The sequence below is a fragment of the Flavobacterium cupreum genome, assembly GCF_003996965.1.
GTDB classification, from domain to species: Bacteria; Bacteroidota; Bacteroidia; order Flavobacteriales; family Flavobacteriaceae; genus Flavobacterium; species Flavobacterium cupreum.
In genome coordinates this window covers 220566-245790 of sequence record NZ_QWDM01000004.1, presented here as the reverse complement: position 1 = coordinate 245790, position 25225 = coordinate 220566, and the positions used below count along the sequence as shown (strand labels likewise).

Sequence of the window (25225 nt, the reverse complement as noted above, 5' to 3'; positions counted from 1 at the left end):
AGAGTACGTTTATTTGTACATTCAAAGGTACTTAAAATTTATATGAAAAGACATTTTCGATGAACTTTAACACTTATTATGAAGATTAATTTCCGGCGTGCAAAGTAAAAACACAAAACGTTTAAAAGTGTAACGCTTTTGTGCGGAGAAATTTAAAAAAATAATGCCAACCTCGTGAAGTCGTAACAAATCATAACTACAAGATTTTCGACTCCACTGTTGACACTAAAAAAACAAAAATTATATAAATAATAAGGTATTGATTAAACAGCGCTTTCTACGGCAGCTCTCATTTCCTGAGCAGCAGCTACCATTTCGATAAGCGCTTTTTTCGTTTCATCCCAGTGACGTGTTTTTAAACCACAGTCAGGGTTTACCCAAAGCTGGTCTGCGGGAATAACATCGGCCGCTTTTTCAAGCAATTTTACCATTTCTTCACTTGACGGAACACGCGGAGAGTGAATGTCATAAACTCCCGGTCCGATCTCATTTGGATATTTAAAATCGGCAAAGGCGTCTAAAAGTTCCATTTGCGAACGCGAACATTCGATAGTAATCACGTCGGCATCCATGTCGGCAATATTCTGAATGATATCGTTGAATTCGCTGTAGCACATATGAGTGTGAATCTGCGTGTCATCCTTTACGCCGCTGGCAGAGATTCGGAAAGCTTTTACCGCCCAGTCCAGATAAGCAGCCCATTCTTCTTTTCGTAAAGGCAGGCCTTCGCGAATGGCAGGTTCGTCAATCTGAATAATTTTGATTCCGGCTTTTTCTAAATCTACCACCTCATCACGAATCGCCAGAGCAATCTGCGTACAGGTTTCAGAACGCGGCTGATCGTTACGGACAAAGGACCATTGTAAGATGGTTACAGGTCCGGTAAGCATTCCTTTCACCCATTTTGGCGTCAGGGATTGTGCATATTTAGACCATTTTACCGTCATTGGGTTGGGTCTCGATACATCACCATAAATAACCGGAGGTTTTACGCAACGGCTGCCGTAACTTTGTACCCATCCGTTTTTTGTAAAAGTAAAACCGGCCAGTTGTTCTCCGAAGTATTCCACCATGTCATTGCGTTCAAACTCACCATGAACGAGGACATCAATTCCGGTTTCTTCCTGGAAACGAATGGTTGCTTCGGTTTCTTTTTCGATTAAATCGTTGTATTGTTCCGCTGTTAATTCTCCTTTTTTAAATTTCGCCCTCCAGCTTCGTACTTCTGCAGTCTGTGGAAAAGAACCAATTGTTGTCGTTGGGAACAAAGGAAGGTTTAAAGCCTCAATTTGGCTTTTTCTTCTCGTCTCAAAAGTGCTTTTACGTTTGTCGTCTGAAGCTGAAATACCGGCAACGCGATTTTTTACGTTGTCATTATGAATTAATTTTGAAGTCTTGCGATTTTCATTGGCAATTGTATTTTCTTCAAATGCAGCCGAAGTCTTGGTGTCAGTTTCATTAGAAGCAAATTGTTTCAACAGTACAATTTCCTGAATTTTTTGTTTGGCGAAAGCCAGCCATTGTTTGATTTCGGGAGTCAGGGTTGCATCGTTCGTTTCCAGATCCAAATCACACGGACTGTGGATTAAAGAACAAGACGGCCCGATCAATACTCTTTTTTCACCCAATGCATCCGTTGCTTTTTGGATAAGGCTTAAAGAATTTTTGAAATCATTTTTCCAGATATTTCTTCCGTCCACAACTCCCAGGGAAAGATTTACCTTCGGATCCAGCTGGCCTGATTCTAAAATATCATCTAATTGCGATGGACAGCGTACTAAATCCAAATGGAAAGTATCAACCGGCAGCGCTAAAGCCGTTGCCAGATTTTCTCCGAAACAATCAAAGTAATTTGCCAGGATGATTTTAATTTTTGGAAAACGGATATTAATTTCATGATACACTTCCATGAACGTTTTACGCTCTTTATCCGTTAAATTCAAAGCCAGAAAAGGTTCGTCTAACTGAATGTATTCGACATTTTCGGCTTGTAACTTTTCGAAAATTTCAAAATAAACAGGAAGCAAGGCATCGATCAGATCAATCCGGTGAAAACCTTCCTCTTTTTCTTTTCCTAAAAGCAAATAAGAAACAGGTCCGATTAAAACCGGTTTTGTGGCAATTCCCAAAGCATTGGCTTCTTTGAATTCGGTAATTATTTTTTCTGAAAACAGCGTAAACTTTTGGTTCTTTGTAAATTCAGGAACAATATAATGATAGTTGGTGTCAAACCATTTGGTCATTTCCATCGCTACCACATCCTGTCCGTTTTTTTGTGCACCTCGCGCCATGGCGAAATACAAATCTATAGCCGAATTTGATTTGGCGAAATCAGTATAACGTTCCGGAATTGCTCCCAGGGTCAACGTTAAATCAAGCACCTGATCATAAAAGGAGAAGTCGTTAGACGGAATTAAATCTACGCCCGCTTCAGCTTGTAATTGCCAGTTGGTGCGGCGAATGTCTTTTCCGGTCCGGATCAGTTCGTCAACCGAAATTTTTCCTCCCCAGTACAATTCACTGGCTTTTTTTAATTCTCTGTTACTGCCAATTCTTGGATAACCTAAGTTGTTTGTTTTCATTTTGATTCAGTATTTTTTACTGAACAAATGTACTGTGTTAGATTATAATACTTAAATTTGGGCTTTATTTCAGTAAATTGTATTTTTAAGAAGTAATTTTAAAGATTATATTACTGATAAAATGTTTAAAAGGAACCTTTAGCCGTAAAAATTACTATGGAAAACCTGGACAAAACCGATTTGCAAATCCTGAAGCACCTTCAGGAGAACTCCAATATCAACACAAAAGACCTTGCTGCCAAATTATTCCTGACTGTTACGCCGGTTTATGAACGTATCAAAAGACTGGAACGTGACGGCTATATTACCAAATACGTGGCGCTTTTAGACAAGAAAAAAATGAATCGCGGCATGACCGTTTTTTGTAATGTCCGTTTAAAAGAACATGCGAAAAATGTCGGAAGCAATTTTGTAAAAGATATTGTGGCCCTTCCCGAAATTATTGAATGTTACAATATTGCCGGGGATTATGATTTTATGCTGAAGATTTTAGTGCAGGATATGTCTAGTTATCAGGATTTTGTAATGAATAAATTATCGACCATCGAAAATATTGGAAACACCAACAGTATTTTTGTAATGGGCGAAATCAAACATAGTACGGCATTAGAGTTTTAATATTTTTTGCCACAGATTACGCAGATTATAATGATTTTTTTAATTGGTGTTTCGGTTTTTTCGCTACGAATTTCGCTAATTGCCGCAAGTTATTGTGTTTAAATTAATTCGTGAAATTCGCGGCGAAAAAAGCGTTTAATTTTTTAAATCAAATTAATCGGTGGCCTATTTTTATTCAGCATTGTCCTAAAATAAAACGTATTTTTGGTGTTTAGATCAAAAAATCTAAAATCAATAATCTGAAATCTAAAATTGAAAATGAACTGGGAACAACTTTTATCTCTTAAAAAGCAAGGCGACACCGGCAAAAGATTACGTATAGAACAAGACGATACCCGATTGGGTTTTGAGGTAGATTATGACCGTATTATCTTTTCGTCCGCCTTTAGATCATTACAGGATAAAACGCAGGTCATTCCGCTTTCCAAAACAGATTTTGTACATACAAGACTTACCCACAGTTTAGAAGTTTCGGTGGTCGGGCGTTCCCTGGGACGTCTGGTTGGAAAAAAAATCATCGAAAAATATCCGTACCTCAAAGAAGTTCATGGGTACCACATGAATGATTTTGGAGCCATCGTAGCCGCTGCATCCCTGGCGCATGATATCGGAAACCCGCCTTTCGGACATTCAGGCGAGAAAGCGATCGGAGAATATTTTTCGATAGGAAACGGAAAGCAGTATAAAAAAGAACTGACCGACAAACAGTGGCAGGATTTAATCGATTTTGAAGGAAACGCAAACGGATTCTCAGTCCTTACAGCGAGCCGTCCCGGAATTGAAGGCGGTTTAAGAATTTCCTATGCAACTCTGGGCGCTTTTATGAAATATCCGAAAGAAAGTTTACCTAAAAAGCCCACTCAGAATATTGCCGATAAAAAATATGGTTTCTTCCAGACGGATAAAGCCTTTTTTGAAGAAGTAGCCAAAGATATGGGAATGATCGCCAATAAATCAGGAGATGATATCGGTTTTGAAAGACATCCTTTGGCCTATTTAGTAGAAGCGGCAGACGATATCTGCTACACCATCATAGATTTTGAAGACGGAATCAATCTGGGTCTGGTATCTGAAGATTACGCTTTGGAATATTTAATAAAACTCGTAAAAGACAATATTGGCGTAGCGAAATATAAATTACTGGAAACAAAGGAAGACCGAATCAGCTATTTGCGTGCCTTGGCAATTGGTGCCTTAATCAGTGACGCAGTGGATGTTTTTATCGAAAACGAAGAAGCAATCCTGGCTGGAAAATTTCCTTTCGCTTTGACAGATAAAAGCAAATACAAAGCCCAAATGGATGATATTATCAAATTAAGTGTTGAAAAAATCTACCAGAGCCGTGAAGTGATCGAGAAAGAAATTGTCGGTTATCAGATCATCCAGACTTTACTGGATAAATTCATTGTTGCTTTCAATAACAAATATGAAGGAAAAGCATCCAATTATGATAAATTGCTCCTGAAAATGCTGCCGGAAAAGCACCATTTGGAGAAAACAAATTTATACGAGCGTTTGCTTCATATCTGTCATTATGTTTCCCTTCTGACAGATGGAAATGCGTTGGAATTATTCGAAATGATTAACGGCAGAAAACCGAATTAATTTATTGAAAAGCATACACAAGACCCACACCTAAAACCTGTCTCAGCTGCGCTCTTGGCCCGTCATTTACCTGGCTTGTTGTTCCGGTTGTCGGGTCAACGACATCTTTTTTGGTTTTGATGTCATCGTCGTACACCAAATGAATTCCAATATTTGCTTTGACATACGCATTGACAACAAGATCCAGACGTGTGTCGTAATCCACATCAACGTTTCCAAATCTGTTCAGGTAATCGGTATATAAACTCAGTCTGTTTTCGTAGAAAATGTTTTTGAAAATTTCATTTTTCATATAAGCCGTAAGTAAGATACCAAACTCAGCTTTTACTTTTTGTCCCTGCTCGATTAAAATATTGTTGGCAGGATCAAGAGGATCCGGAGCGTAAACGGCTTTTTTAACACCAAATGCTCCCTGGTCTGCTAAATACTGGTCTAAAACCAAAGTAGTCTTTAAAGTGATTGGAGAGAAATAGAAAGTCCTGTTTTTGGCTTTATTTGAATTCTCAGCTCCGGCTCCTAAAAAGATATATGCCGGTGCAAATGGTCTCGATATGGCAATATCCCTGTTCGGATAATTGTAACCGTCCGTAAACTGCGTGCTGAAATTATATTTGGCAGAATAATACCAGTTGGATGTCGTGTCTTTTCTGAAACCGTAAGTGGAGTTGAAAATAAGGGCGTCGTCTGTTTTTCGAAGCTCGGTTCCGTCTTGCTTATTCAAGCCGTACTTCACAATTAATTCGTTAAACCATTTGTGATTTCCTTTTACATACGTCCTTGCGAATTCTCCTTTAAATAAACCTGAAATAGAACTTGTTCCCCCCGCACTCCAGTTGACAAAAGCAATTTCGGAGATGTCAAAACCAAGCTGATTTTTTTTGGTCCAGTTCGAAGGCGCCTCAGGCTCCTGATTGGGTTCTAAAGTAGTTTTAATAATACCTTGAGCAGAAATAGTGGTGGCAAAAGTAAAAAGGAATAGTAAAAGGGTAAATCGAAATAATTTCATTAGGCTTGAATTTTTATTTTTTTTTGGCTTTGCAAAATAATTCTTTTCAATGGTTTGAAAAAAGTTTTGATAAATTTTTAACGTCAATTTTGCACAATTGTTGTAACTGCAGGACAGTTCCATGCTCAATAAACGTGTCAGGAATACCTAAAATTTTCACCGGATTGCTGAAGTTATTTGAAGCTGCAAATTCTAAAATGGAGCTTCCAAAACCGCCGTTTATCGTTCCGTCTTCGATAGTAAAAATGGTGTCGAACGTGGTAAATATTTCTTTTAATAAATTGATATCCAATGGTTTGATAAACGGAAAATCGTAATGGGCAATGGCATCGGCATTCGAGCATTCATTTAAGGCATCGATCACATTATTTCCAATAGTTCCGGTAGATAAAACAGCTGTTTTTGTTCCTTTTTTCAGGCAATTTGCCTGTCCAATTTTAACATTTTCATAATGTCCGAAATTTTCTACTTCCCACCTTGGAAGCACCCCTCTTCCTCTCGGATATCGGATCGCAATCGGATGATCTAAGCCTGATTGTGCGGTGTAAAGTATATTTTGCAATGCAATTTCATTGATCGGAGCGTAAATAATGAGGTTCGGGATGCATCGCAAATACGCAATGTCATAAACACCGTGATGGGTTGCCCCGTCTTCGCCCACCAGACCAGCGCGGTCGAGGCAGAAAATTACGGGTAAGTTCTGCAATGCCACATCATGAATCACCTGGTCATAGGCACGCTGTAAAAATGTCGAATAAATGTTGCAATAAACGATCATGCCCTGAGTCGCCATTCCGGCCGCAAGCGTAACCGCATGCTGTTCCGCAATTCCAACGTCGAAAGCGCGTTCCGGAATTTCGTCCATCATAAACTTCAGGGAACTTCCTGATGGCATGGCGGGCGTAATTCCGATGATTTTTTTATTTTTTCGGGCCAAATCTAAAATCGTTAAACCAAAAACATCCTGATATTTAGGCGGTAAATTTTCTTCAGATTTCAAATGGATTTCTCCTGTCGAAGCATCAAATTTTCCGGGTGCATGATATTTTACCTGATTTTCTTCAGCCTGTTGCAGTCCCTTTCCTTTTGTGGTGACGATATGGAGAAATTTGGGGCCTTTTATATTTTTTAAACGATTCAGTTCTTTAATTAAAGTTGGAAGATCATGACCGTCAATAGGACCTGAATAATCAAAATTCAAAGATTTGATCATGTTGTTCTTCTTCGGATTCTTTCCTTCTTTTACAGCGGTAAGGTATTTTTTAAGAGCACCTACGCTCGGATCAATACCAATGGCATTGTCGTTAAGGATGACCAGCAAATTGGCATCCGTAACTCCGGCATGATTCAGGCCTTCAAAAGCCATTCCTGATGCGATGGAAGCATCACCGATCACGGCAATATGTTGTTTGTTGGTTTCACCTTTTAGCTGAGAGGCAATCGCCATTCCCAAAGCGGCAGAAATAGAAGTAGAGGAGTGCCCGACACCAAAAGTGTCATAAATGCTTTCGCTTCTTTTAGGGAAACCCGAAATACCGCCCAGTTGCCGGTTTGTATCGAAGTTCTCTCGCCTTTCAGTCAGGATTTTGTGGCCGTAAGCCTGATGGCCAACATCCCAAACCAGTAAATCATCGGGTGTATTAAAAACATAATGCAAAGCAATTGTGAGTTCTACAACGCCTAAACTCGCGCCCAAATGTCCTTCTTTTACCGAAACAATATCAATGATAAAATCACGTAATTCTTTTGCCAATTGTGGTAATTGCGTTTCGTCAAGTAAACGTAAATCGGCCGGATTGCTTATGTTGGAGAGTAAATTGCTTTTCATTTTTTTATAAAAAACAAATTTACGGTTTTAAATTTAATTTTAGTGTTCAGCTATTTATCAGAATGTTTATTGCAGCGTTATTGGCAAAGAATATTGCATTTTTATTTTTTTTCCATTTGATTCTCCCGGCTGCCATTTTGGACATAATTTTAAAACCCGGATCACTTCCTTTTCTATAGTTTGGTCAATAGCGGGTGTGGATTCAAGATAACTTAAAGAACCGTCTTTTTCAACGGCAAAAGAAATCCTGAATTTGTTGTTGGCAGCATTTACGTTTTCGGGATTTTTAAATTCTTTTCCGAAAAAGTTATAAAATTGTTCGATACCTCCAGGGAATTCCGCGTTGGTTTGCATTACCGCACCAGTAACAAATAGAGAATCATCTTCAGTACCTTCATTCGAGGGTTTTACTTTATTTTTAGTCGGTTTTGTACAATTTTTAGTGACCGGTTTTACAAATTTTACCAGATCTGCTTTTGGCGGGGGAGGCGGTGGAACATGGGAATGAACAGTATCGGTTGGATCAATTGGAACTTTTCCAACAAGAGTTACTAATTCAGTTGCTGTATCTTTCACCACTTCCACATTGTCAATTTTTTGTTTCTTTCCGTCTTTATTTTGACAACTAAATAAAGTTGTTCCCATAGTTATAAATAAAGCCAGTATGAACATTTTATTATACTGTGTCTGCATATATAAGGCACGATTCGGAATTTGAATTGTAATTGAATCTAATTGCGATTTTTTAAATCTCCCGCAAATATTTTTATTCTGAATGAAAAAATGCTGAATTTCATCCGGAAGCATTGTAGTGAAATCCACAACGGTTTTTGCGCAGCTTAAACAAAATCTCCCATTGTCTTTTGGAGTCATTTTATCCCAGTTTTCGTTGCAGGGTTCCGGAATAGTTATTTTTGGTTTTCTTTCCATTATTTAATTATATTGGTAAAATGTAAGATGATCGGACAATACGATTGTTTAATTTTCCGGGAATCCATTTTGGAGACGTTTGTAAAACCCTTATGGCTTCTTCTCCGTTTTTTTGCGATGTATTTTTAATGATATTAAAATTGCTTAAGCTGCCATCTTTTTCTATAATAAACAATATTTTCCCTTGCGGTTTTTCAGTTTTGTCTGAAGGAGTATAGTTTTTAGAAAAGAAGGCAAGAAATTTTTTCATTCCAGTTTCCGGAACGGGCAAAACATCCAAATCCTTTGAACTATATATAACATTATACTTAAAAGTTCCTTCCTGAATAGTATTACGAGGAACTACAATACCGAGTGTAAATGCTTCGGGAGTTTTTGTTTTTTTTACTTTTTTAGATTCGATTTCATGTCCATAACAGGAGGAAAACGTTTCTTCATCCTGATTTTGTTCTGTATTGTCAACAATCTCGATTTTATCAATTTTATTTTTGTTCCCCTCTTTATCGGCACAGCTAAACAAAGTCGTTCCCATCGAAATAAATAAAGCAAGCAAAAACATTTTATGATATTGTGTCTGAGTATATAAAAGGCGGCTTGGAATCTGAATCGAGATTGGATCTAATTGTGATTCCTTAAATCTGCCGCAAACGCTGTTGTTTTGATTCTGGATAAAAAAATGCTGAATTTCATTAGGAAGCATTGAAGTAAAATCAACAACGGTTTTTGTGCAGCTTAAACAAAATTTTCCAGTGTCTTTTGGAGTCATTTTGTCCCAGTTTTCATGACAAGGTTCCGGAATGGTGATTGTACGTTTTGTATTCATTATTTGAAATATCAGTGTTTAAATGTAATAAAAAAATATAAAGTAAAAATGAACTTTTCAACTATGATAGATCCTTTCGTAGGTTCATAAATAGCAGTTTGCGTAAAATGAGGCGATTATTTCGGTTAATCGCCTCAAAAAAGCTCAATATTTGAGGCGATTAAATTTAAAAAATGCCTCACGAAGTACAATTGGCAGCTGTGAGTTTAGAAACAATTCGTGTGTTCTCGTATGTATAGCTAATGAAAATTATTTCAAAAACCTTATTTTTGCAACTATGATAAATCCTTTCACCGACGAATACTTTATGAAAAAAGCTTTGCAGGAAGCTGAAATGGCTTTTGATAAAGGTGAAATTCCTGTTGGAGCCATAATCGTTGTTGCCGATAAAGTAATTGCCAGAAGTCACAATCTCACCGAGTTATTAAATGATGTTACGGCTCATGCCGAAATGCAGGCAATTACTGCCGCAGCAAATTTCTTAGGCGGAAAATACCTTAAGGATTGTAAGTTGTATGTCACACTCGAACCTTGCCAGATGTGTGCAGGTGCTTTGTACTGGAGCCAGATTTCGAAAATTGTATTTGGTGCCCGCGATGAACAACGTGGTTTCATGACTATGGGAACCAAATTACATCCTAAAACGACTGTAGTGTCCGGAATTATGGCCAACGAAGCGGCTGATTTGATGAAACGTTTTTTTGTGGAGCGACGTAAATAAATCACATTGAATAGTATGGCAGATTTTTCAATAATAAAAAAACTATTTCATATTACAGAAACTAATGGTTTTAGTAATGATGAAATTCAAACGGTTAAAAACATCTTTGGGAAACTTCCCGGGATATTAGTTGATTACTATGCTGAATTAGGAAAAGTTCAAAATTTAAATCATACGCAAGATTTATTAATTATACCGGAACGTCTTCAATATTATAAGCATACGGATTACTTAATATTCTATTCTGAAAATCAAAAAGCTTGTGTTTGGGGAATCCACAAAGATGATTTGCTAAAAGACAATCCGCCAGTTTACATGAGCTATGATGAAAAACAATGGTATCTGGAAACAGAATCTTTAACTGATTTTTTTACTGCAATGGCTTTTCTTCAGGCAGGTTTCGGATTGGAATTTCCAAAAAATACATTTTATGAATTAGAAAAGCATGAATTAAAATTTATTAGTGAAAACTTCAAAAATAAAGGATATTCCTTTAAGAAGTGGCTTGAAGGAATATGCTTTTATGGTAATTATGACGATGATGTGATTGTATTGCAGGCTACTAATCAATTATTTTATGCAGCAAATACAAAAGAACATTTTGTCGAATTGGATAGCGTATTATCAAGCCTTGGGACAGAATTATAAAAAAATTGTATTTTCTAAAAGCCCCTTTAAGACTAAATTTATTTTTTAGATTAAGAAAATATTCATGAAAATTAAATAATTCTATCCACTGAATTTTCCTCTTAAAATATTTCAAAAAATATTCTACATTTACTACAATATATTAAACATTACGATAGTTATGCTCTGTAACTGCCAAATGTTAAAACGTTCTGTCATTTTCTATAATTTGTAACCTTATAACTCTAAATAAAAGTGAAAGCAAAAGGATTAGTTCTCGTGTTTTGTGTGTTTTTTATTTTTCAATCTTGTGGCAGAAAATCAGCTGCCGATTTCAATTCCGATTTTTCATTATTCAAAGAGTACATAAGTAGTTTTACAGGCGGAATCGTTCCTTCACAGTCAGACATACGCGTAGTTTTGGCTTTCGAAAAAAAAGAATGGAAAATCAATGAGGTTTTAGATGACGATCTGTTTGATATTTCGCCAAGTGTCAATGGAAAAGTAGTGGCACTATCGGGTAATACCCTTGCTTTTATTCCGGAGAAAAAATTAAAAGCGGGAACGGAATATCAGGTGACGCTGCACTTAGACAAACTGATTACGCTTCCGAAAGAAAAAGAAAAGGAACTTTCTGAATTTAATTTTACCGTTAAAACCATAAAACAGGATTTTACTATCAATACGCTCGATATTCAGTCCCACAGCAAAGAATATCAGTACCTGAACTGCGTATTGAAAACAGCAGACGATATTGATTCCGAAACGGCTCAAAAGTTAATTTTAGCCAGCCAAAAAGGAAATAAGCTTAAAATTAAATTTGATAAAAACGTAAAATCAGGAAAAGAATTCAAATTTACCATTGACAGTATCCAGCGTTTTTCCGAGCCAAGTGAACTTGAAATCGCTTATGACGGAACTGATTTTGATATTGACCAAAAAGGAAAAATTGACTTTCCGATTACTTCCATAAATGAATTTAAAGTTATAAGAGTCGATGTTCCCGACGAAAACAATCAGTCGGTTTCAATCAATTTCTCGGAACCTTTAGAGAAAGGCCAGGATTTTAAAGGTCTCGTAGCCATTCAAAATACCAATAATTTAAAATTTTCAACTCAGGGAAATGTACTGAAAGTCTATTTCAGTAATGAAAAACCGGCACCCGAAGTAGTTCACGAAGTTGTAGTCGAAGAACCGGTTGCCACCGTGACGGTAGATTCGGCAAGCGTTGCTGTTGATAGTGCAGCGACGGCGACAACGGAAGAAACCGTAGAAGCGGAACCGGAAGTTGTAGAGGAGGAGGAAGCCGCACCGGAACAAAATATAACCGGCGAATTGCTGCTTGAAGTTTTTCAGGGGATCGAAAGCCAGTATGGCAAGAAAATGATAGCGAGTTATTCTCAGAAAATTTCTTTTGACCAGATAAAACCAAATGTACGATTTGTAAAAAATGGGACGATTCTGCCAAGTTCCAATAACCTGAAACTGAATTTTGAAGCTGCAAATCTGAGTGCCGTAGACGTAAAAGTGTACAAGATATATAAAAATAACATCCTGCAGTTTCTTCAGAATAATGAATTAAAAGGGTCGCAAAACCTAAAACGTGTTTCTCAGCCCGTGGCCAAAACAACCATTAACCTTAAAGAAAATACTTTGGTTAATTTAAGCAAATGGAACACTTTTGCCCTGGATTTATCCAAAATTATTAAGCCGGAACCGGGCGCGATCTACAGGGTAGAGTTCTCGTATAAAAAGAAGTATTCTTTATACAAATGCGAAACATCAGAAGACGATTCCGATCAGAATGAAGAGGAAGAAGAGGTTGATGAAAACGATGTGAATTACAGTGAGAATCCGTATGACGATTACTATTACGACGATTATCAGTGGAGAGAAAGCCAGGATCCGTGTACAGGTTCTTACTATTACAATGCACGAATTGCGACGAATATTTTAGCGTCGGACTTAGGGGTAATTGCGAAAAGAGGAGAAAATAAATCGTATTTGTTTGCTGTCAATAATATCCTTACTACCGAGCCGGTTTCGAATGCGCGTGTTGATTTATACACCTATCAGCAGCAAAAAATTGCTACTGCATCGACCAGCAGCGAAGGTATTGCTACCTTCCAGATCAATAAATTCGCGTATTTTGCCATCGTTACCTTAGGAGATCAGTCAACGTATGTAAAGCTGGATGACGGAAATTCATTATCTGTCAGTAATTTTGATGTAGCCGGAGAAACACTTCAGAAAGGGCTCAAAGGATTTATCTATGGAGAACGTGGCGTCTGGCGTCCGGGAGATAATTTGTATTTGTCTTTTATTCTGAATGACGTTTCGAATAAATTACCAAAAGCACACCCGATAAAATTCAGGCTAACTGATCCAAACGGAAAAGTATCGTATCAGACCGTTCAGAAATCGAATGAATTAAATCATTACGCTTTTACAGTACCGACAGATCCCGATGCACCTACAGGAAGCTGGGAAGCCATGGTGAGCGTTGGAGGAGCCAAATTTTATAAAAACATAAAAATTGAAACGATAAAACCCAATCGTCTGAAAATCAAGAATAGTTTTCAGAGAGCGATTTTGTCTTCTTCCTATCCGAACACCAGCAACCTTGAAGTGACCTGGCTACATGGTGCGATTGCTAAAAACCTGAATGTAGAAATGCAGGCTAAATTCTCCGAACAGAAAACCACTTTCAAAGGATATGACAAATATACTTTTGATGACTTAGTTCGCAGGTTCAGTACCGAGGAAGTAAATGTTTTCTCCGGAAAATTAGACGCAAACGGAAGGGCAGCGGCTAATATTAATCCAAAGTTACAAGGACAGGCGCCCGGAATGCTGAGAGCATCTTTCATTACAAAAGTATACGAAGAAGGCGGGGATTTCAGTATGGATGCCATGGCCACGACCTATTCGCCATACAAAACCTATGTAGGTGTAAAAGCACCGGAAGTCAATAAATACGGCATGCTAGAAACCAGAACCAACAATCGTTTTGATATTGTGACCGTTGATGAAAACGGAAGACCAAAATCGGTAAGGGATCTGGAAGTGAAAGTATATAAAGTAGAATGGCGCTGGTGGTGGGATGCTTCCAGTGATAATTTATCCAATTACAATTCATCTGAAGCCACAACTTCTTATAAAACCTTTAAAGTTAACACCGATTCAAGCGGAAAAGGAAGTATTCAGTTTGCCTTAACCGATGAAGAATGGGGACGTTATATGATTCGCGTTTCAGATGAAACCGGCGGACATGCAACTGCCTTAACCGTAAATATCGACTGGCCGATCTGGTCCGGAAAAACCAGAAATACAGATGCCTCAACCGCGAATATGCTTGTTTTTTCTACGGATAAAAAAGATTATGCAGTAGGCGAGAAAGCACAGATTTCTTTCCCTTCAAGTGAAGGCGGACGCGCTTTGGTTTCTATCGAAAACGGATCAAAAGTAGTGCAGACGCTGTGGGTAGAAACGAAAAAAGGAGAAACAAAAGTCGAAATTCCGATTACGGCTGCAATGGCACCGAATGTCTATTTTAATATCACGCTTTTACAACCGCACGCTTCGACTAAAAATGATTCCCCGATTCGTATGTACGGAATTGTTCCGATTGGAGTCGTAGATAAAAATACAAAACTGGAACCAATGATTACGATGTCGGATGTTTTAAGGCCTGAAAAATCTTTCCCTGTAAAAGTGAGCGAGAAATCAGGTAAAGAAATGACGTACACGATTGCTATAGTTGACGAAGGATTGTTGGATTTAACCCGATTTAAAACACCAAATGCCTGGGATAGTTTCTACGTTCGGGAAGCCCTGGGGGTAAAAACCTGGGATGTATACGACGACGTAATTGGCGCTTACGGCGGAAAAGTAAACCAGATTTTCAGTATTGGTGGAGATCAGGATTTAGGCGGAGGAAAGGCCAAGAAAGCCAATCGTTTTAAACCGGTGGTCATTTATCTGGGACCCTTCAAACTCGAAAAAGGACAAACCAAAACACATCAGGTTACTTTGCCAAAATATATCGGGTCAGTACGAACTATGGTAGTGGCGGGTGATGCGGCGACGAGTGCTTACGGAAGCGTGGAGAAAGCAACTCCGGTACGCAGTCCGTTAATGGTACTGGCTTCCTTGCCAAGAAAAATTTCACCATCCGAAAAAGTGACTATTCCGGTTACTGTTTTCGCAACGGAGAAAAATATTAAAAATGTAAAACTTCAGATAAAAACCAGCAAAGGGCTACAGGTAATCGGAAGTACAACTCAGAATGTAAACTTTACACAGCCGGATGAGAAAATGGCCTATTTTAATCTTGCAGTTGGAAACCAGACCGGAATTGCAAAAGTGCAGATTATTGCCACCTCCGGAAAGGAAAAATCATCCTATGATGTCGAAATTGATATGACCAATCCGAATCCGGTTACGAATACGTATACAGATGTGATTTTATCTCCCGGCAGCACTAAAACCATTTCCTGGAAAACCTTCGGCGTTTCGGGAAGTAATAAAGCGAAGCTGGAGGTTTCTTCCATGCCGACCATTAATCTGAATGGAAGACTGCAATACCTGATTCAGTATCCACATGGTTGTGTAGAGCAGAGCACTTCATCTGTTTTTCCGCAATTGTTTTTAAGTGATTTGGCCGATATTGATGCTACACGCCAACAGCTTATCCAAAAGAATGTGACGGCAGGAATCGCCAGATTAGGAGGCTTCCAGTTGCCCAACGGAGGACTTTCGTACTGGCAGGGGAATACGATTGCAGACGATTGGGGAACTTCTTATGCCGGGCATTTTATAATTGAAGCAGAGAAAAAAGGCTATGTGTTGCCGATTAACTTCAAGTCAAAATGGATTTCCTATCAGCAAAAAGAAGCGAAAAAATGGCGTTTCGAACCACGTTATGGAAATGACATGGCGCAGGCCTACCGTTTGTATACACTGGCTTTGGCAGGTTCTCCCGATTTGTCATCCATGAACAGATTACGCGAAACAACCGGAATTTCAAACGAAACTAAATTACGACTCGCAGCGGCTTATGTGCTGGCAGGACAAAAAAGCGCCGGATTAACGTTGCTATTGCACAGTAAAATCGATGATATTTCAAGTGATTATAATTATTATTACTATGGTTCAGGTGACAGGAACAGAGCCATGGCTTTGGAAACCTTATTATTGTTAAACCAAAAAGAGAATTCATTCCTGATGGCTAAAAAACTCGCCAAAAACATGGCAAGTGATCAATGGATGAGCACGCAGACCACTGCTTATTGTTTGCACGCCATGTCGAAATTCTCACTAAATAACGGTCCGAAAGGAATTGATCTTCAGTTCAGCAAAGACGGAAAAGCACAGACTATAAAAACCGCTAAAACCGTTGCAGACCGAAACCTGGTGGTGAAATCGGGAGCCAATAGTATCACTTTAAAAAACAATAAAAAGAATACGATTTATGTTCGTGTGTTAAATACCGGAATCCTTCCTATTGGTCAGGAAAATGCGGTAGAAAATAATCTTTCGGCCGGAATTGTTTTCCGAAACAGAAAAGGCAGTGTAATTGAGGTGTCGAAAATTGCTCAGGGAACGGAGTTTGTTGCTGAGGTAACCATTAAAAACCTGAAGAACGAATATGTACAAAATGTAGCTTTGTCGCAGATTTTACCATCCGGTTTCGAAATTGTAAACACCCGTTTTACCGATTACGGTGAAGCGACGAATAATACAGCCGATTACATTGATATCCGCGATGACAGGACGAATTTCTATTTTGGACTAAAAGCTGGGGAAACCAAAACATTCAAAATTTTACTGAATGCCTCCTATCTGGGAACTTATTATTTACCGGGACTGCAATGTGAAGCGATGTACGATCATACTTTCCTGGCCAGAACCAAAGGATTTTGGGTTCAGGTGGTGAAATAAAGTTTCACGCAGATTTTGGAGATCTGGCAGATAAAAAAAATCTGCAAAATCTGCGTGAAAAAAACTTTATAAACTTTGCAAATAACCTCGCGTTCCTTGCAGTTAAATTACGATCAAACTTTGAAAAATAAATTAATAGCGTTCTCACAACGCCTTATAAACTGGATAAAAAAGAATAAAATAAAATCAGCAATTGCATTTCTGCTCTTGCTGATTTATTATTTCTCGCTATCCCGAACCTTATTTCAGGAACCCTATTCCACAGTAATTGAAAGTAAAGAAGGGGAATTATTAGGAGCAAAAATTGCCGGGGACGGGCAATGGCGTTTTCCCGCGCAGGACAGCGTTCCGGATAAGTTCAAAAAATGTATTGTTTATTTTGAAGACGAATATTTCTATAAACATCCGGGTTTTAATCCGGTTGCAATGGTCAATGCGATCCGACAAAACAGAAAAGCCGGAAAAGTAGTTCGCGGAGGAAGTACATTGACACAACAAGTTATTCGTTTATCCAGAAAAGGGAAGGGAAGAACTTATTTTGAAAAGATCATAGAACTTATTCTCGCAACAAGATTGGAATTAGGCTATTCTAAAAACGAAATTTTGGAATTATATGCCGCTCACGCTCCTTTCGGAGGAAATGTTGTCGGACTCGAAATGGCTGCCTGGCGGTATTTTGGCGTGCAATCCAATCAGCTGTCATGGGCGGAGAGTGCGACTTTGGCCGTTTTGCCCAATGCACCGAGTTTAATTTATCCGGGAAAAAATCAAATAAGGTTATTACAAAAAAGGAATCGTCTTTTATTAAAACTAAATCACGAAGGGATTATTGACAAACAGACCTATGAACTTTCTATAGACGAGCCATTGCCCCAAAAGCCTTATAATTTACCCCAGATTGCGCCCCATTTATTAGAACGTGTGGCAAAAAATGAAGAAGGAACCCGGGTAAAAACAACATTGGATTTTACACTGCAAAACAGGGTCAATCAGATTGCAAAATATTATTACAATCAATACCGGCAAAATGAAGTCAGCAATCTGGCGATTCTGGTCATAGATGTTCAGAATAGAAATGTCATCAGTTATGTTGGAAATGCTCCGACAGATGGTGATCACCAGAAAGATGTTGACATTATTGACGCGCCAAGAAGTACAGGAAGTATTCTTAAACCGCTGTTGTATGCAGCGATGCTGGATGACGGCGAATTGCTGCCCAACACCTTAGTCGCCGATGTCCCTACGCAGATTGCGGGTTATACCCCCCAGAATTTTAATCTGACTTTTGATGGCGCTGTTCCGGCACATCGGGCCCTGTCACGTTCCTTAAATATTCCGGCCGTTTTGATGCTGCAGGATTTTGGAGTGAATAAGTTTTATGAAGAACTGCAGAAATTTCAGTTGAGTGACATTGACAAATCACCGGACCACTACGGATTATCGCTTATTTTGGGAGGTGCCGAAAGTAATTTATGGGATTTGTGCAGAACGTATTCCAATTTATCTTCTACGGTCAATTATTTTAATAAAAGCCACGGAAAGTACCGGACAAAAGAATTTACAGAACTTAATTATAAGAATGACTTTCAGCCTGATTTTGGATCAGAAAGCGAACAGAAGAACATTTTAGGTGCCGGATCAATCTGGCTTACGTATAACGCAATGGAAGAAGTAAACCGTCCGGAAGGAGATGAAGCCTGGAAATTTTACGACAGTTCGCTTAAAATTGCCTGGAAAACAGGAACCAGTTTCGGGAATCGTGATGCCTGGGCCATTGGAACCAATTCGAGATATGTAGTCGGAATCTGGGTGGGAAATGCAACCGGTGAGGGAAGGCCGACACTGACAGGAGTCACAAGCGCAGCACCGATTTTATTTGACGTGTTTAATTTGTTGCCAAGACAAAGATGGTTCGGGATTCCGTATGAAGATTTAAATGAAGTTGAGGTTTGCAGCCAAAGCGGACATCTGGCAAAAGAAGGCTGCCCCAAAATTAAACAATGGGTGACCAAAAAAGGAAAAACAACAACAGTCTGCCCGTATCATAAAACCGTTCATCTGGATCAGACCGGACAATTTCAGGTAAACAGCAGTTGTGAAAGTGTCGAAAATATAGTAACCAAAAACTGGTTTATATTGCCTCCGGTCATGGCCTGGTACTACAAAAGCAAGCATATCGAATATCTGCCTTTACCTCCTTTTAAAGAAGACTGTATCGGAACGCAGACCGTTGCAATGGACTTTATTTATCCGAAAACGAACAGTAAAATTTATCTAACGAAGGATTTTAATAGTGAAGTGCAGCCGGTAATTTTTAAAATTGCTTATGCACAAAGAGAAAAACAATTGTTCTGGTATGTAGATCATGTGTACAAAGGTGTGACCAAAGTGTTTCATGAAAAGTCAATCATCATGAGTGCAGGCTTTCATTATGTAACTGTTGTGGATGAATCAGGTAATGAAATCAGCAGGAAAGTAGAAATTGTAAGGGAATAATATACTCGTGTCAGGCTGAGCGGAGTCGAAGCCCTTCTTAGGTAGTAAGCCTTCGACTCCGCTCAGGGTGACAATAATGAATAATTACATAAATTAATTCGTGTTCATTCGTGAATTGCTTCGCCTGTTCGCTATCGCTCGGGTTGTGGCAAAAAAACAAAAAAAAATAAAAAAAAGGCAAAAAAAAACCGCTACTCGAAAGAGAAGCGGTTTTTTATTTATTCTGAAATAACATTTCCTTTTTTATCATAGAAATGGTATTCTAAGTACGTGTAAGCGTCACGAGGTATGATTTTCACCCATTTCTTATGTTCAAAAAACCATTTTGAACGTAATGATGGAAAACCTTTACTGAGGTATGCAGCCACAAACGGATGTACATTAAGCACAACACTTTTGTGGATTTTTAAAATTCTTTCCAGATCGGAGTTGATTCTGTCAATGATTAAAATTGGCGCTTCAATTTCGCCATGTTCATTGTTGGGATCTTCTTCTCTGGTTTTTATATTAACTTCTGGTCTCACGCGTTGTCTTGTAATCTGGACTAAACCAAATTTACTCGGCGGTAAGATTTTATGCTTTGCTTTATCGTCGCTCATTTCTTCTCGCAAGAAGTCGAACAGGACTTTCCTGTTTTCAGGATTAGACATATCGATAAAATCAACTACGATTATCCCGCCCATATCACGCAGACGAAGTTGTCTGGCAATTTCAGCGGCAGCAATCATATTCACTTCCATGGCAGTATCTTCCTGATTCGTGGCCTTATTCGAACGGTTTCCGCTGTTTACGTCTATAACGTGTAAAGCTTCGGTATGTTCGATTATAAGATAAGCGCCTTTGCTCATCGAAACTGTTCTTCCAAATGAAGTTTTGATTTGTCTCTCTATATTGTATTTCTCGAAAATCGGAGTATCATTTGATTGATAAAACTTCACAATCGATTGTTTTGAAGGTGCAATTTCCTGCAGGTATTCCTTCGTTTGATGGAACAACTCTTCATCATCTATCTGAATACCGCTAAAGGTATCATTAAATACATCTCTTAGTATTGAAGAAGCTCTGTTAAGCTCTCCTAATACTTTTGACGGATGATGAGCAGTTGGTAATTTTTTACACATTGCAGTCCATCTGCTAAGCAGGTTCTGCAAATCTTTTTCTAATTCGGCTACGTTTTTGCCTTCGGCTACTGTGCGAACAATAACACCAAATCCTTTAGGTTTGATCGATAGAACAAGTTTTTTTAGACGATCCTTTTCCTTTTTGTCTTCTATTTTTTGAGAAATAGAAACGCGGTCAGAAAACGGAACGAGAACAATAAATCTTCCTGCCAGTGAAAGCTCAGCGCTTATCCTTGGACCTTTGGTCGATATAGGTTCTTTTACAACTTGAACTAAAACAGATTGATTGGCACTTAAAATATCAGTAATGATGCCATCTTTGTCAATCTCTTTTTCAAACTGAAAGGTTTTTAGGGAGAAATCTTTTATTTTACCTGCGCTTACAAGTTTTATGAATTTCAGTTGGGAAGCTAAGTTAGGTCCTAAATCGTGATAATGTAAAAAGGCATCTTTTTCGAAGCCTACATTTACAAAAGCAGCATTAAGTCCGGCAACTGGTTTTCTTATTTTGGCGATAAAAATATCACCAACCTGAAAGTTGCTTTTCTCTTCTTCCTTGTGTAATTCAATTAGTTTTCCATCTTTTAATAAGGCAAAATCTACGGCTTCAGAACTAGATCTAATGATTAATTCTTTATTCACACTGTAAATTTTTATCTGTTTTTTCAGAAAATAGAATATAGAAAAAAGAAGATAGATTATAAAAATCTAAAATCTAAAATCCAAAATCTAAAATCTTATCTACAGATGGATTAAACAATATTTTTAACAGGTATTGAACCCGGGGAAAAGAAGACTAATAGAGAATGGAACAAAGAGGATAGAGTTTTACGTCTATATTCTATTTTCTTTACTCTTTCATCCTTTTTCAATTTCAATGAACGTTTAAAAAGAAAAAAGTAGTTTAAAACTACTTTTTCTTTTTGTGACGGTTAGCTCTCGCTCTTTTCTTTCTTTTGTGAGTAGCTACCTTATGTCTCTTTCTTTTTTTACCACTTGGCATATCGTGTCGATTTTATGATTAATTAATAGTATTATTTTGCTTCGTTGTTTGTTTTAACTCCCTCTACAAATACTTTTGCAGGTTTAAAAGCAGGAATGTTGTGTGCTGGAATTTTGATAGTGGTGTTTTTAGAAATGTTTCTACCTGTTTTTTCAGCTCTTGTTTTTACGATGAAACTTCCAAAACCTCTTAGGTAAACATTGTCTCCAGTTTCTAATGAAGTTTTAACTTCTTCCATAAAAGTTTCTACTGTTGCTTGAACATCTCCTTTTTCAAGACCTAGTTTCTCTGAAATTTTCGCTACGATATCTGCTTTCGTCATTTTCTTTCCTATTTAATTTTATAAATGGTGTACTATTTTTTTGAGTTTGCAAATATAGGAATTAAAAAAATAATTAATCAAGCTAATTCGTTAAATTTTAATTACATAAACATTTACTTTTGTATTCTAAGTATTTTGCGATGAATTTTCATAACATATTGATAAATTGGTATTTACAAAACGAACGTGATTTGCCATGGCGAAAAACGACTAATCCTTACCTAATTTGGCTCTCAGAAATTATGCTGCAGCAGACAAGAGTTGCGCAGGGAATGCCTTATTTTTTTTCATTTACCAAGGAATTTCCTACCGTCTTCGATTTGGCAAATGCTGACGAAGAGCAGGTTTTGAAACTTTGGCAGGGATTAGGGTACTATTCGAGGGCCAGAAATTTGCATAAAACGGCTCAATATGTAGCAAATGAGCTGAATGGTGTTTTTCCACCTTCTTATAAGGAGTTATTAAAATTAAAAGGTGTTGGTGAATACACTGCAGCTGCAATTGCTTCTTTCTCCTATAATGAAGCCGTTCCTGTTGTGGATGGAAATGTATTTCGGTTGCTTTCCCGTTATTTTGATATAGAATCGGATATCACATCTCCTGCCGCTAAAAAAGAGTTTACGGAACTTGCCAGGGAGTTAATGCCGAAAGATAACCCGGCAATTTTTAATCAGGCTATAATGGAGTTTGGTGCATTGCAATGTGTGCCTAAAAGTCCCAACTGTACTATTTGTGTTTTTAATGACAGCTGCCTGGCGCTGCAAAAGAAGAAAGTAGATGTACTGCCGGTAAAATCCAAAAAGACAAAAGTCACCAATCGTTTTTTCAATTATTTGATCCTTGAAGATATTTTAGGGAATACCTTAATTCAAAAAAGAACAGCAAAAGGAATCTGGCATAATTTATATGAATTCCCTCTTCTGGAGACTCAGGAGATTGCGGACTTTGATTTTGTTTCTAAAGCGGTTCAAAATGAGGTATTTTCCGCCTATACCATTATAGGTATCGAAGAATGCAGCCATGCGACGATTATTCATAAACTTTCACATCAGCATTTGCATATTCAGTTCTGGAAAATTAAAATTGAAGAAATAATTGAAAAGGGTGTAGATGCTAACAATTTGAAAACGTTTCCTTTTCCAATTGTGATATATAATTTTATTGAAAAGCAGGAAATAAATTGCTAAAAAAATGTATCTTTGGGATAAATACCACAAAAAAACCATGAACGGAACATTAAATAAAGTGATGCTCATTGGCCATTTGGGCGATGATGTTAAGATGCATTATTTTGATGGAGGAAACTGCATCGGACGTTTTCAGCTGGCTACAAATGAGGTTTATATCAATAAAACTACAAACGAAAAGATAACTTCAACAGAATGGCATAACCTTGTTGTACGTAATAAAGCAGCTGAAATTTGCGAAAAATACCTTTCTAAAGGGGATAAGATTTTTATTGAAGGACGTATAAAATCCCGTCAGTGGCAAGCCGAAGACGGAACGACAAAATATACTACAGAAATTCAGGTTACAGAATTTACTTTCCTGACAACCAAAAAAGAAACTACATTACATAAACCAAATACCGATTCAGAATCCGTAAAAAACACTAACTTTGACACGACTAACGAGGACTTGCCTATAAATGACCTGCCTTTTTGATTGTTTAACTAATTTTTTTCAGTTTGGACCCGGAGCCCAGTTTACTTTTTAGTACAAATTTAGACGCCAATTTAATAATTGGTTTTGTCGGAATATTTATTTTGCTGTTTTTATCGGCAATTGTCTCAGGTGCCGAAGTGGCACTTTTCTCTTTATCCCAAAAAGATATTGACGACACTCTTCAGGAAGACCTTTCAAAAGGTAAAATCATTTCCAGTCTTTTAGATAAACCCAAAAAACTTTTAGCAACACTTTTAGTAGCCAATAACTTTCTGAATATCGGAGTCGTTATTTTGTTCTCCTTTATAGGACAGAATATTTTCTCGGGTATAGCTTCGCCTGCTTTTAAATTTATGTTAGAAGTAATTCTGGTGACTTTTTTAATTTTACTGTTCGGAGAAGTTTTGCCGAAAGTATATGCCAGCCGAAACAATATAAAATTTGCGAAGTGGTCGGCCTATCCGGTTGCGGTTCTTGATAAATTACTTTCACCAGTCAGCTTGCCTATGCGAAGCCTTACCTTATATTTGCAAAATAAATTAGGGAAGCAAAAAAACAATTTTTCGATCAATCAGTTATCGCAGGCGCTGGAGCTTACGGATTCTGAAGGCACGTCAAGTGAAGAACAAAAAATACTGGAAGGAATCGTTTCTTTTGGAAATACAGATACCAAGCAGGTGATGAGTCCGAGGATTGATATTTTTGCTTTGGAAATTTCAGAAGTATTTGAAGCGATTTGCCCGAAGATCATTGAAAAAGGATTTTCGAGGATTCCGGTTTACAAAGACAATATCGATCAGATTGAAGGTGTGCTGTTTGTGAAGGATTTATTGCCTCATATCGATAAAAAAGAATTTGACTGGACCTCCTTAATACGAGATGCTTTTTTTGTTCCGGAGAATAAAAAACTAGATAATCTGCTAAAAGATTTTCAGAGCCTCAAAAGCCATTTGGCAATTGTAGTAGATGAGTACGGAGGTACATCCGGACTGGTTTCTTTAGAGGATGTTATTGAAGAAATTGTCGGGGATATCAGTGATGAGTTTGACGATGAAAATTTAAATTTTTCGCAAATTGATGAAAAGAACTTTCTGTTTGAAGGAAAGATTAATATGAAAGATTTTTACAGGATTGTGGAAGTCGATGAAGATGTTTTTGAATCCCAAAAAGGCGAAGCGGAAACCTTAGCAGGCTTTATTTTGGAAATCCTGGGCAACTTCCCTAAAAAAGATCAGAAAGTAACGTTTGAAAACTGTGTCTTTACAATTGAAGCAGTTGACAAAAAACGCGTAAAACAAATAAAAGTAACATTAGATTAAAATGCTTAAAAAAATAATTTCAACACTGGCAATTTTGCTGATTTTTACAATTTTAAGTTGTAAAAATGACGTTTTACCTAAACCATCAGGCTATTTACGTCTGGATTATCCGGAAGCCAGGTATGTAAATTTTGAAAATAATTGCCCGTTTACTTTCGAAATGAATGAAGGTGCTGTAATCAAAGGAGAAAAAAATTGCGGTTTTGCCATTACGTATCCCAAAATGAAAGCGACCATTTACCTGACATATAAACCGGTAAATAACAATATTGAAAAATTATTGAAAGATGCACAGAAGTTAACTTACGAACACGTTATAAAAGCAGATGATATTTTAGAGCAGCCGTATTTAAACCCTGCAAAAAAAGTATACGGCATGTTTTACCAGGTAGATGGAAACGCGGCAACAAACTCACAATTTTATGTGACAGACAGTACAAAGCACTTCATAACCGGATCGGTTTATTTTTATGCCAAACCCAACTTTGATTCCATTATGCCGGCCGCCAGTTATATCAAAAATGACATGCGACAGCTTATGGAAACGCTGAAGTGGAAATAAGATATATAAAAAAAGCGTCCTGATCGGGACGCTTTTTTTATATAAAATATTTTG

Annotated in this window: 17 protein-coding genes; 10 read left to right on the top strand and 7 right to left on the bottom strand. The window is 37.7% G+C overall.

What is annotated here, in order from left to right:
* Positions 1-263: 263 nt before the first annotated feature.
* Positions 264-2582 (bottom strand): 5-methyltetrahydropteroyltriglutamate--homocysteine S-methyltransferase, encoded by a 2319-nt coding sequence (metE, locus tag D0817_RS07725; RefSeq protein ID WP_127337817.1) that lies wholly within the window; start codon positions 2580-2582, stop codon positions 264-266.
* Between the two features lie 156 nt (positions 2583-2738).
* Here metE and D0817_RS07720 point away from each other — a divergent pair, with 156 nt between their 5' ends.
* Positions 2739-3200: an Lrp/AsnC family transcriptional regulator gene (locus D0817_RS07720; protein WP_127337816.1), complete on the top strand. Its 462-nt coding sequence runs from the start codon at positions 2739-2741 to the stop codon at positions 3198-3200.
* A 258-nt stretch (positions 3201-3458) separates the two neighbouring features.
* Complete coding sequence (locus D0817_RS07715; RefSeq protein ID WP_127337815.1) at positions 3459-4805, top strand: deoxyguanosinetriphosphate triphosphohydrolase; 1347 nt, start codon at positions 3459-3461, stop codon at positions 4803-4805.
* Position 4806: 1 nt separating this feature from the next.
* Here D0817_RS07715 and D0817_RS07710 read toward each other — a convergent pair whose 3' ends face one another.
* From D0817_RS07710 to D0817_RS07695, 4 genes are all read right to left on the bottom strand, one after another.
* A complete protein-coding gene (locus D0817_RS07710) occupies positions 4807-5811 on the bottom strand; it encodes a DUF3078 domain-containing protein (RefSeq protein WP_127337814.1) in 1005 nt (334 codons plus the stop codon).
* Positions 5812-5857: 46 nt separating this feature from the next.
* Positions 5858-7639, bottom strand: coding sequence for a 1-deoxy-D-xylulose-5-phosphate synthase (locus D0817_RS07705; protein ID WP_127337813.1), 1782 nt, complete (start codon positions 7637-7639; stop codon positions 5858-5860).
* 66 nt (positions 7640-7705) lie between these two features.
* Positions 7706-8569: a hypothetical protein gene (locus D0817_RS07700; protein ID WP_127337812.1), complete on the bottom strand. Its 864-nt coding sequence runs from the start codon at positions 8567-8569 to the stop codon at positions 7706-7708.
* Between the two features lie 7 nt (positions 8570-8576).
* Complete coding sequence (locus D0817_RS07695) at positions 8577-9392, bottom strand: energy transducer TonB (RefSeq protein ID WP_127337811.1); 816 nt, start codon at positions 9390-9392, stop codon at positions 8577-8579.
* Positions 9393-9669: 277 nt separating this feature from the next.
* Here D0817_RS07695 and D0817_RS07690 point away from each other — a divergent pair, with 277 nt between their 5' ends.
* The 4 genes from D0817_RS07690 to pbpC all read left to right on the top strand — a co-directional run bounded on the left by D0817_RS07690 (position 9670) and on the right by pbpC (position 19179).
* Positions 9670-10113 carry a nucleoside deaminase gene (locus D0817_RS07690; protein WP_127337810.1) on the top strand — a complete coding sequence of 148 codons (444 nt, stop codon included), beginning with the start codon at positions 9670-9672 and terminating at the stop codon, positions 10111-10113.
* A 15-nt stretch (positions 10114-10128) separates the two neighbouring features.
* Positions 10129-10761, top strand: coding sequence for a hypothetical protein (locus D0817_RS07685; protein WP_127337809.1), 633 nt, complete (start codon positions 10129-10131; stop codon positions 10759-10761).
* A gap of 234 nt (positions 10762-10995) precedes the next feature.
* A complete protein-coding gene (locus D0817_RS07680; RefSeq protein ID WP_127337808.1) occupies positions 10996-16683 on the top strand; it encodes an alpha-2-macroglobulin family protein in 5688 nt (1895 codons plus the stop codon).
* A gap of 120 nt (positions 16684-16803) precedes the next feature.
* Positions 16804-19179 carry a penicillin-binding protein 1C gene (gene pbpC, locus D0817_RS07675; protein ID WP_127337807.1) on the top strand — a complete coding sequence of 792 codons (2376 nt, stop codon included), beginning with the start codon at positions 16804-16806 and terminating at the stop codon, positions 19177-19179.
* 218 nt (positions 19180-19397) lie between these two features.
* On the opposite strand, the gene D0817_RS07670 is transcribed toward pbpC, so the two are convergent.
* Together D0817_RS07670 and D0817_RS07665 are read right to left on the bottom strand one after the other, a co-directional pair.
* Positions 19398-20942 (bottom strand): Rne/Rng family ribonuclease, encoded by a 1545-nt coding sequence (locus D0817_RS07670; protein ID WP_127337806.1) that lies wholly within the window; start codon positions 20940-20942, stop codon positions 19398-19400.
* Positions 20943-21334: 392 nt separating this feature from the next.
* The gene (locus D0817_RS07665) at positions 21335-21625 is read right to left on the bottom strand and encodes an HU family DNA-binding protein (RefSeq protein ID WP_007805026.1); all 291 of its coding nucleotides are present in this window, start codon (positions 21623-21625) and stop codon (positions 21335-21337) included.
* 140 nt (positions 21626-21765) lie between these two features.
* Here D0817_RS07665 and mutY point away from each other — a divergent pair, with 140 nt between their 5' ends.
* The 4 genes from mutY to gldD are packed head-to-tail and all read left to right on the top strand — an operon-like array spanning position 21766 to position 25171.
* Positions 21766-22812 carry an A/G-specific adenine glycosylase gene (gene mutY / locus D0817_RS07660; RefSeq protein ID WP_127337805.1) on the top strand — a complete coding sequence of 349 codons (1047 nt, stop codon included), beginning with the start codon at positions 21766-21768 and terminating at the stop codon, positions 22810-22812.
* 37 nt (positions 22813-22849) lie between these two features.
* Entirely contained in the window at positions 22850-23290 is a 441-nt protein-coding gene (locus tag D0817_RS07655; protein WP_127337985.1) for a single-stranded DNA-binding protein, read from the top strand.
* Between the two features lie 23 nt (positions 23291-23313).
* Positions 23314-24609, top strand: a complete 1296-nt coding sequence (locus D0817_RS07650) for a gliding motility-associated protein GldE (RefSeq protein ID WP_127337804.1) — start codon at positions 23314-23316, stop codon at positions 24607-24609.
* 1 nt (position 24610) lies between these two features.
* Positions 24611-25171: a gliding motility lipoprotein GldD gene (gene gldD, locus D0817_RS07645; protein WP_127337803.1), complete on the top strand. Its 561-nt coding sequence runs from the start codon at positions 24611-24613 to the stop codon at positions 25169-25171.
* Positions 25172-25225: the final 54 nt, after the last annotated feature.